This is a genomic window from Microcoleus vaginatus FACHB-2002, from assembly GCF_040004035.1.
GTDB lineage: Bacteria > Cyanobacteriota > Cyanobacteriia > Cyanobacteriales > Microcoleaceae > Microcoleus > Microcoleus vaginatus_C.
In genome coordinates, this window is the sequence record NZ_JAMPLN010000075.1 from 1 (window position 1) to 9,547 (window position 9,547).

A 9,547-nucleotide genomic window follows, 5' to 3' on the forward strand; every position below is an offset into this window, starting at 1 on the left:
CCATTTCATCTATTATCCCGGCTACTATTCCCAAGTGGTCTAAATTTACGATATTTATCCCCGATAATGGCTGGTTCATGATTTTTAGAGTTGCTTTACTGCAGAAATCTATTATACACTAAAAACTCCCAAACGATTGCACGGCAATCGTTTGGGAGTTTTGTGTTTCCGAATTTATCTTCCTTTCCTTCTGCTTGAATATCTGCGGAATGTGGGTTGGAAGTTTTTGGATAGGTCTATTGCATCGCCTCTTAAATGAAGGAGAGTTGATTATTAAATGGCGAACAACCAAAAAAAAGCCTAATGCTGGTATCACAGTTTCAATGCAAAACAGCTTATTAAATCATAAGTGATTACTTTAATTATTTAATTTTTCAGGCTAATAGCAGTTACAATAGTCCACGCATCCACCAACAGCAGCAGCAGCGTACATAAAAGTAAAATAAGATACATCCAAGGCTGCGATAAAGGGCGGACATCTCTAGTATCAATACCTGTTTTTGCTTCCACCAAACCGACTAATTTACCAAATCCAGCCACCCGCATTGGCAACAAATAACCTTCACCCGAATGACTCAAAAAATAGTAAACTAAACCTCCTTGACCGGTCGATCGAGGTTTGAGAGCTTTTACCTCAGTCCAAGGTAGCGACCAACCCTTGCGAAACCAACGCGGAAACCAGTTGGGATATGTGACTTCAATCCCCTCCTCGCTCAAAATTACCCTTTCACTGAGCACGCCGTAGAGGCCCACAGCCCCGACAAAAATTGCCACCCAGAGTGCCGCCGGGGGAACCGGTGCTTGGGTTACTTCCGACAAAAACGGCAATGGAATTGTCAGGGCTGTGTACAAGCTCAACAGCGTGATTCTAATCAGGGGAGAAAGCCGGAATATCGCCGGCTCAAATACTGGGGCAGAAGATGGGGAAGAGGCGATAGGGTGTGCTGACATGGCTGAAATTCGAGAAGCTGTTTAATGATATTTTTGCACAGTTGTCGAACCCGCCAACCAAACTCAGGGAAATAGGAAAAACCAGACAATCTTTGCAGTCGGGAGTTTTGATCTAAAATTCATTTCACAAATTTTGATTCTTAAGTGTTGAGTTTTTACCACTTTGCTGAAGTTGGAATTTTGAGCGCAGAGTTATCAATTAACTGACAATTTATAACTCAAAACTCACAACTTCGATTAATCAACGGCGGTTAGTGCCGGTACAGTCAAAGGTTCTGAGATTTCTCGGGATTTGGGGCGGCCGGTCATGATTGTTCGATCGCCCTGAACTGCCTCTGGGGATCTGCTAGGATTGACGTTTGAATAGGGGCCTTCGTTAATCTGCAAGCGATCGCAAGGAATTTTATCCGACAAAATTGCACTAGCCATCATCCCGGTGTGAATTTCCAATGCTGCCGCCGGCATCGCTTCAAACACTAAACGCTGTCCGGGAAACACCACTCGTTCAAAGTACCAGTTAGGAATGTTGGTGATACGAGCAATCTGAATTTGACTGGTGGCGTTGACGTAGCAGCACAGAATCTTGCTGTCAATGTTTGAGGGTACGGGGTCAAGAATTTGAGCCATAACTGCTGAGGGAGCCTTGCCTAAAAGTTTTAGTTATCTTCTCAGGCTAACACTAGGTGATCCCGCCTACTGTAAAGCCGACTACCAACTCCCTAATACATGAGAGACCGATCGTACCTAACTTAAACTCTAACGGGATAAATATGGTTTTTTTGACTCTGCGCTGGGATTTTCAGTCAAAATACGCTGTATTGACTTAAAAATTAGCTTTTTTCTGCTGCTGTCGCCGATCGACACCAACAAGCTCGGCCTTGAACCCAATAGAAAAATTTAAGAATATTTAATGTCAAATTGCGAAAATTAGATAGATTGTAAAGTTATATTAAAAGAATATTAACATAGCTGAAAAAGTTCCACTTTAGGATATGGCAATCATGGAAAACCGAGAAAACCGAGTCCTGTACGTTCGCCTCCCTTGCAATCCTATTTTCCCGATCGGAGTTGTGTATCTATCGGATCACGTACACAAGCTGTTTCCCGATGTCGAACAGCGCATTTTCGATTTAGGTGCCGTACCCCCCCTGGATTTCGCTAAAGCTTTGGATGCCAGCATAGACGAGTTTAAGCCGACTCTGCTGGTTTTCTCTTGGCGCGACATTCAAATTTACGCGCCCGTGGGCGGCAGGGGCGGCAACCCGCTGCAAAATGCCTTCGAGTTTTACTACGCCAAAAATCCGCTGATCAAGTTCCGGGGAGCACTCGGAGGACTGCGTTTAGCCGCGTCTTACTACACCGAACTCTGGCGCAATTTGGGACTGATTAAGCGCGGATTGAAGCGGGCCCGGAAATACCGCCCCGAAGCTCGTGCAGTGGTCGGCGGCGGTGCTGTGAGCGTGTTTTACGAGCAGTTGGGACGCAGTTTGCCGACGGGAACTGTGGTTTCGGTGGGGGAAGGCGAAGCTTTGCTGGAGAAGTTGATTAAGGGCGAAGATTTGGCCGAGGAAAGGTGTTATGTGGTGGGCGAAACTGTGCCGCGCGCGAAGCTAATTCACGAAAAGCCAGCCAACATCGAGAAAACAGCCTGCGATTATAACTACATCGAAACGATTTGGCCGGAATTTTCCTATTATCTACAAGATATGGACTTCTACGTCGGAGTCCAAACCAAGCGCGGCTGTCCTCACAATTGCTGTTACTGCATTTATACGGTGATTGAAGGCAAGCAAGTGCGGATCAATCCGGCGGATGAGGTGGTGGCGGAAATGCGGCAATTGTACGATCGAGGTATCCGCAATTTCTGGTTTACCGACGCTCAATTTATCCCAGCACGCAAATTCATCGACGATGCAGTTGAATTATTGCAAAAAATCATCGCCGCCGGCATGGACGACATACACTGGGCTGCTTACATCCGTGCGGACAATCTCACACCAGAGTTGTGCGATTTGATGGTAAAAACGGGGATGAATTACTTTGAAATCGGCATCACCAGCGGTTCCCAGGAACTGGTTCGCAAAATGCGGATGGGCTACAACTTGCGAGTAGTTTTGGAAAATTGCCGCGATTTAAAAGCAGCCGGTTACAACGATGTGGTTTCCGTGAATTACTCGTTTAACGTCATTGACGAAACCTTTGAAACCATCCGACAAACTATTGCTTATCACCGAGAATTAGAGCGAATTTTCGGAGCAGATAAAGTAGAACCAGCGATTTTCTTTATTGGGTTGCAGCCGCACACAATTTTGGAAGAATACGCCTTTAAACAGGAGATTCTGCAACCTGGTTACGATCCCATGAGTTTGATGCCTTGGACAGCGCGCAAATTGCTGTGGAATCCCGAGCCTTTGGGTTCCTTTTTCGGACAGATTTGTTTAGAAGCTTGGCAGCGGAATTCCAATGATTTTGGCCGCGAAGTGATGGCTATTTTGGAGGAAAAACTCGGCTGTGCGGAATTGGAAGAGGCATTAACCGCGCCTGTGGAAATCAAAGACAAACAGTTGGCAGCAGTTAATTAATTACCAGGTTCGCAGTCAGGACGACGGTTATTTAAAAATGGGAAATGGGAGAAAAATTTTATCTTCTGTTTCCCTTTTTATTATTCACTAAATAGCTAACCGCAAATAAAGATTACCCTGTAACTGAGTCAGTTCGCGATCGCATGGGAGGCGAGAAACCCGGTTTCTAGCAAAATTAAAGGTTTAGTAACGAGAAATATATCAAGAAACCCGGTTTCTCAGATCAGCGCGAACAAGTCATAAAATCTTAAAAATGTCATAAATGCAAGAGATTGCTTTCCTTCGATCGCCTTGACATACTTATGTATTTTTACTGGTGTAGGGTGCACAGCTCGCACCTTACTTAAACCGACAGTGTACCGTATTCCTGCACCTTTCACCTCTGATATTAAATATTATTAATATCCAGCAAAGATCGCTTAAGATGTAATTATATAGTTAAAACCAGGAGTGACAAGATGTTTTATAAAGATAGAGCTAAGGGCATTAAAGGAGTAGGTCTAGTTATAGCAGGCATTAGTGCGATAGGCTTTTTGACAGCCTCAGCAAAAGCAACTCCACTAAATCAACCGATTGCCAAAGTTGGGGCGATCGCACCCAACACTTTGGGCAACAATCAACCGCTGCAAATTGCTCAAGTTGAGGGATGTCCGAGGGCCGAAATGGTGCAATTTTTCGCAACGCCCAACTTTTCTATATACATTTGCAAAACCCAGGAAGGCGATATTTTTTACCGAGGCCTCAGCAAAATAAATGGCAGCCAAATCAATGTCATGCAAGTAACGACAGGTGACGACGGAACTTATGAAGCGACTAACGGCAATATTATCTATTCGATTAACCCGCAACGCCTGCAAGTCCGGCAGAATGGTAAGGTAATCTTGACCGAAGCTGTCATCAAGTAACACTAACTGTTATTTAATGATAAATTCACTAAATTTAGAGTGTATTTTATTTAAGTAAAAACTTCAAGAGCTGCCCAAACATATTGATTCCTTAATAATCAAAAAGAATCAGTGGTAACGCTTATAAAATTGACTAACTTTTGTTTAAATACCTCTGAATTAGGACGATAGCCACTATATCATCTACCGGCCGCGGCGGAGTCCGCATCCCCTGGGGAATCAAGCGAGAAAGTCCCGTCGGAGGGTACATTTCCCAGTAGCGTTCCTTGGCTTCCAAACTGCTGAACCTCTCGTCAACCCGAACAATTTCGATCTCCGGCGACAAACTCTGCGTCAGTTTTTGTTTCCAACTCTTAGAAGTCGTTTGATCTCCCATCACTAATAACTCAATGGGAAACTGTTCGCACAAAGATTGAATAGTAGATATCGCTGCTTCCGACAGCACAACTTGATGGTAGCAGACCTTCTTATCTCTACCCATTACAGCTAGGCCGCATTTATCTTTACCTGGATCGAAACCTAAAATCATAGCCAGCTACCCATTATTAATTACCAAATTTATTTTTTAATTTTCAAATCTCCGGGGCCTTGTGTTTGTTGTCCGGTGCGGAAAACAACGGCTCCGTTTTCAAGAGCAACTAAATCTATTTTAAGCGGGCCGGCGATGTAAGTGACATCTGCAGCGATCGCCTGAACTTCCAGCGGTTTCTCGAACTGCTGCAACTGCTCGATAAAACCAGCTAAAGTTTCAACCCGATTGTCGGCCACTTGAACTCTACCGCCGACAACACCGATCAGGCGAGCGCGAAATTGACAAGCTTCTATCAATTGCAGCAACTGCTGTCGCACCTGTTCGTCGGTCAAAGTCACGGGATCGACAGCAACCCCTGCAATCACATCTCCAGCGCGGAAAACAACTCGATTGATTTCTGCTTCTGCAAATACCTTAATTACCTTTTCTTCCCGCAGGTAATTAGCGCCGGCGACAATCCGCACCACGTAGTCTTGACCGTCTTTAATCTGACTAATTAGTTGATCGATTTCTGCTTTAGTAATTTGAATAACCTGGTCTCTAACCTTCCTATTTTCCGGCTGCATGAGTCCCACGGTGGTTTTATTTGCTTCTTGCAAAAGCCGATCGATCGCGCGACTCGCCATACCGGGTTCGATAATGCGAACCACGCCAGCAGCTAAAATTTGACCGCGCCTGATGGCAACTGTACCCTCGCGGATTGCCTGAAAGTCGCGTTCCAAAACTTGCACTTGCTGCTGCAATAAAGTTTGTTGCTTTTCTAGTTGAGCTTGTTGCTGTGCCAAGGTTTCTAACAGTGCTTCCCTCTCGGCAATTACTTTGTCGCGCTCGACAATTATTCGATCGCGCTCAGCCAGATTTTGCACCCGCTGAGCAATTTCCTTGTCTCGCTGGGCAATTAGTTCGTTGCGATCGACAATTTCCTTGTCCCGCTGGGCAATTTCGGCGTCTCGCTTGGCAATTTCTGCGTCTCGCTGGGCAATTTGAGTTTTTACCTGCTCGATTAACTGTTGGCGTTCCTCTTGCAGTTGGGCGATTTCCGCTCCTAAAGTCGTTTTTTGAGCAGAAACTGTTTTCAATTGGTTCTCGGTGCGATCGAGCTGAGCTTGTGTATTCGATCGGGCCGTTTCGACCAGTTTCAATTGTTCTTCGGTGCGGGATTTAGCCGCTTCCACACTCCTGAGCTGTTCTTCTGTCTGAGATTTAGCCACTTCTACCTGACTTAACTGCTGTTCAGTTTTAGACTTGGCTGCTTGCACGCTGTTGAGCTGGGTCCGCAGCGAATTTAATTTTGTTTGCGTCCGAGCTTGCTCAGCATTAGCTGCTTGGAGGGATTGATTTATTTGCTCTAAATTGGCTCTAGCTTGCGCTTGAGCGGCTCTTGCTTGAGCTAATTCAGTTTCAATTCGATTTTTTTCTTGAGTAGCCTGGTTGATTTCTCTGCGGGCGTTGTTGAGCCTTTTTTGAATCTCGTCTATTCTAAAAACTCCCGTTCGCAGCGGCTTGCTAGTAGCAAACAAAATGCCCAGAGTAAGTGCTGACAGGATGCTGCCGGCCATCACTGTCACAACAACAGCAGTATCGCGGGGGCGAAGCTTGAACAAGCTCAACCTTGCCTTGCCGACTTTCGTCCCAAGGCGATCGCTGACAGTGGCGATCACACCCCCCAACACTAAAATTACAAATACCAGGATGTATCCAGCAGTCATTCCGATTTTAGATTTTGGATTTTGGATTTTGGATTGAATCTAAAATCCAAAATCCAAAATCCTATACTTTCTCGGCATCAAGTGAATTGCTGGCTTAAAGCCACCGGGTTGTGGACTGTGATCTTTTTCTTGTGGATCGAGATCATGGTTTCTTGTCTGAGATCCCCGAGCAAACGAGTCACCGTTACCCGTGTCGAGCCGATCGCCTCGGCGATCGCCTGGTGGGACAGCTTCAAATCTATCGTAATCCCCTCTGTACCGGGCACGCCAAAATCCCGGCACAGAATCAGCAAAAAGCTGACGAGTCTCGAACCCATATCTCGGTGCGCCAGCGTTTCAATCATCATCTCGGTTTGCAAAATCCGAGATGAGAGTCCCCGCAGCATCACCATCGACAATTCCGGGTCTTCCTTGAGCGCTTTCTCGACTTGTTCGATCGGCAGCGATATCAACTCTACCGGCGTAAAGGCTACCGCGTGGTAAAACCTGTCCGATCGGTGTCCCGTAATCAGAGACAGCACCCCAAATACGCTATTTTCGCGCAGGAGGGCGACTGTAATTTCTTCACCTGCTTCGTACACCCTGGAGAGCTTCACAGCACCTCTAATGAGAACGTAGACGCGCTCAGCCGGGTCTCCAGGGAAAAAAATTGTCTTGCCCCGTTCAAAGGTTTCCACAATGGGTGGAAACGCCCCGCCGCTGATTTGGCGGAACACGGCTGCTAGCGGTCTATCATGCGTCACGACTAGATCCTTTGTACTAATCAATACTTTATAACTTGCGGATTAACCTTATTGAGTAAATATACTTCCCAACCTCCAATATGCAAGGATTCGGTTACTTCCATCTAATATTAAGGTAAACACACGCTGTATGATTAAATCTAGCCCTTCTCTTAACTTTTTCAATTCCCCCCCCATGTAGCTCCACAGCAAAATTAATATCAATTGTGTCTCAATTGTGTCTCAATTGTGTCTCAATCAGTTAAATCTGAATCAGTTGTGTCTAAACTGGCGGGGTTGTCGCATAGAGCCAATGAGAACGGTGCAAGTTGCTTTTAGATAAACTACAGATGATAGATTTGACCGGAAAAAATGCTCTTGTTACGGGCATTGCCAACAATCGCTCGATCGCCTGGGGCATCGCTCAGCAGCTCCACAAAGCTGGGGCCAACCTCGGCATAACTTATTTGAAGGACGAGAAAGGCAAGCACGAGCGCAAAGTCGCTGAACTGGTGGAACCGCTCAATCCCAGTCTGTATTTGCCCTGCAATGTCCAAGACGAGAGCGAAATTGAGTCTACTTTTCAAACCATCGCCGACAAGTGGGGCAAGTTAGATATCCTGATCCACTGTCTGGCTTTTGCTGGCAAGGACGAACTTTCGGGAGATTTCACCAACACTTCGCGTCAAGGTTTCTCCAATGCTTTGGATATTAGCGCTTACTCGCTGGTGCGGCTTTGTGCTGCTGCTAAACCCCTGATGGCCGAGGGCGGCAGTATTGTGACCCTGACTTATTTGGGCGGCGTCCGGGTTGTTCCTAATTATAATGTGATGGGAATTGCTAAGGCGGCTTTGGAAATGAATGTTCGCTATCTGGCTGCTGAACTGGGCCCGTTAAATATTCGGGTAAATGCGATTTCTTCTGGCCCGATTCGGACTCTGGCTTCGTCAGCAGTTGGCGGTATTCTGGACATGATCCACCACGTTGAGGAAGTGGCCCCGCTGCGGCGGACGGTGACTCAACAGGAAGTGGGAAATGCTGCGGCTTTTCTGTGCAGCAATCTCGCTAGCGGAATTACGGGTCAAGTTTTGTATGTCGATGCCGGTTACGAAATCATGGGAATGTAACAGTTGTCGAGAATTTTGAGTTATGTAGGGGCGGGTTGAGACAATAAACTTTAACTTTAACAAGTAAGTTTTATGCAAAAGCCGCCCCTTTCGAGAGTTTTGAGTTGTGGATAATTCTCTTAACTAAACACTTGAGAATCAGCGCTGCTCAAGCTGTAATCTTCAATTACTAATTATCAATAACTAATGAATGACCCATTGCGAATTATGGAGATAATCGATCGCCCTTCTCTACCTCCTACAAGTTCAGTTCAACCAGCTAGGGCCGCCTTGGTGAAACGCACGACACTGGAAACGGATGTCACGGCCAGCCTCAATCTCGACGGTGTGGGAACTTGCAAGGCGTCTACGGGGATTCCGTTTTTAGACCATATGTTGCACCAGATTGCTTCTCACGGATTGATCGATTTGGACGTGCAGGCGATCGGGGATTTGGAGATTGACGACCACCACACGAACGAAGATGTGGGAATTACCTTGGGCCAAGCCCTAGCAAAAGCTGTCGGGGATCGATCGGGCATTTCTCGCTTCGGGCATTTCATCGCACCTTTGGATGAAGCTTTAATTGAGGTAGTGCTAGATTTTTCGGGACGCCCTCACTTAAGTTACAGCTTGGAAATTCCCAACCAGCGGATCGGCACTTACGATACCGAATTAGTGAAAGAGTTTTTTTCGGCGGTGGTGAACCACACTCAAATGACACTGCACATTCGACAGTTGCAGGGCGGAAATTCTCATCACATTGTAGAAGCGGCGTTTAAAGCATTTGCGCGAGCTCTGCGGATGGCGGTAGAAATCGATCCGCGGCGCGCCAGTCGGATTCCGAGTTCTAAAGGGGTTTTGTAGTTTGGGGTTTGCAGTAGCGCTTCTGGGCTACTGCAAACCTGTAAATCAAAATAGATCTGCTAAGTAGGTCGGCGAAAAAAAACAAAACTATGTTAAGATACATAAAGAAAGGTATAGCTTTAGTGAGGTAATTAATATATGGGCGCTCGATTAAGAGTATTTCTGACTCAAAA

The 9,547-nt window shown here is 46.1% G+C and carries 9 protein-coding genes; 4 read left to right on the top strand and 5 right to left on the bottom strand.

What is annotated here, in order from left to right; translation table 11 throughout:
* Window positions 1-366: 366 nt before the first annotated feature.
* Both NDI35_RS29280 and NDI35_RS29285 read right to left on the bottom strand, forming a co-directional pair.
* Window positions 367-951 (bottom strand): hypothetical protein, encoded by a 585-nt coding sequence (locus tag NDI35_RS29280; RefSeq protein ID WP_445315766.1) that lies wholly within the window; start codon window positions 949-951, stop codon window positions 367-369.
* A gap of 237 nt (window positions 952-1,188) precedes the next feature.
* Window positions 1,189-1,578: a DUF1830 domain-containing protein gene (locus tag NDI35_RS29285; protein ID WP_445315767.1), complete on the bottom strand. Its 390-nt coding sequence runs from the start codon at window positions 1,576-1,578 to the stop codon at window positions 1,189-1,191.
* Between the two features lie 374 nt (window positions 1,579-1,952).
* Here NDI35_RS29285 and NDI35_RS29290 point away from each other — a divergent pair, with 374 nt between their 5' ends.
* Together NDI35_RS29290 and NDI35_RS29295 are read left to right on the top strand one after the other, a co-directional pair.
* Entirely contained in the window at window positions 1,953-3,533 is a 1,581-nt protein-coding gene (locus NDI35_RS29290) for a photosystem II high light acclimation radical SAM protein (RefSeq protein WP_445315768.1), read from the top strand.
* A 458-nt stretch (window positions 3,534-3,991) separates the two neighbouring features.
* The gene (locus tag NDI35_RS29295; RefSeq protein WP_445315769.1) at window positions 3,992-4,438 is read left to right on the top strand and encodes a hypothetical protein; all 447 of its coding nucleotides are present in this window, start codon (window positions 3,992-3,994) and stop codon (window positions 4,436-4,438) included.
* A 133-nt stretch (window positions 4,439-4,571) separates the two neighbouring features.
* On the opposite strand, the gene NDI35_RS29300 is transcribed toward NDI35_RS29295, so the two are convergent.
* From NDI35_RS29300 to ntcA, 3 genes are all read right to left on the bottom strand, one after another.
* Entirely contained in the window at window positions 4,572-4,967 is a 396-nt protein-coding gene (locus NDI35_RS29300) for a pre-16S rRNA-processing nuclease YqgF (protein ID WP_445315770.1), read from the bottom strand.
* 29 nt (window positions 4,968-4,996) lie between these two features.
* Window positions 4,997-6,679, bottom strand: a complete 1,683-nt coding sequence (locus NDI35_RS29305; protein ID WP_445315771.1) for a DUF3084 domain-containing protein — start codon at window positions 6,677-6,679, stop codon at window positions 4,997-4,999.
* 77 nt (window positions 6,680-6,756) lie between these two features.
* Complete coding sequence (ntcA, locus tag NDI35_RS29310) at window positions 6,757-7,422, bottom strand: global nitrogen regulator NtcA (protein WP_006634020.1); 666 nt, start codon at window positions 7,420-7,422, stop codon at window positions 6,757-6,759.
* Between the two features lie 329 nt (window positions 7,423-7,751).
* Between ntcA and fabI the strand changes: the two genes are divergently transcribed.
* Together fabI and hisB are read left to right on the top strand one after the other, a co-directional pair.
* Entirely contained in the window at window positions 7,752-8,528 is a 777-nt protein-coding gene (gene fabI, locus NDI35_RS29315) for an enoyl-ACP reductase FabI (protein ID WP_333038047.1), read from the top strand.
* A gap of 207 nt (window positions 8,529-8,735) precedes the next feature.
* Window positions 8,736-9,374 (top strand): imidazoleglycerol-phosphate dehydratase HisB, encoded by a 639-nt coding sequence (gene hisB / locus NDI35_RS29320; protein WP_333175893.1) that lies wholly within the window; start codon window positions 8,736-8,738, stop codon window positions 9,372-9,374.
* Window positions 9,375-9,547 lie beyond the last annotated feature (173 nt).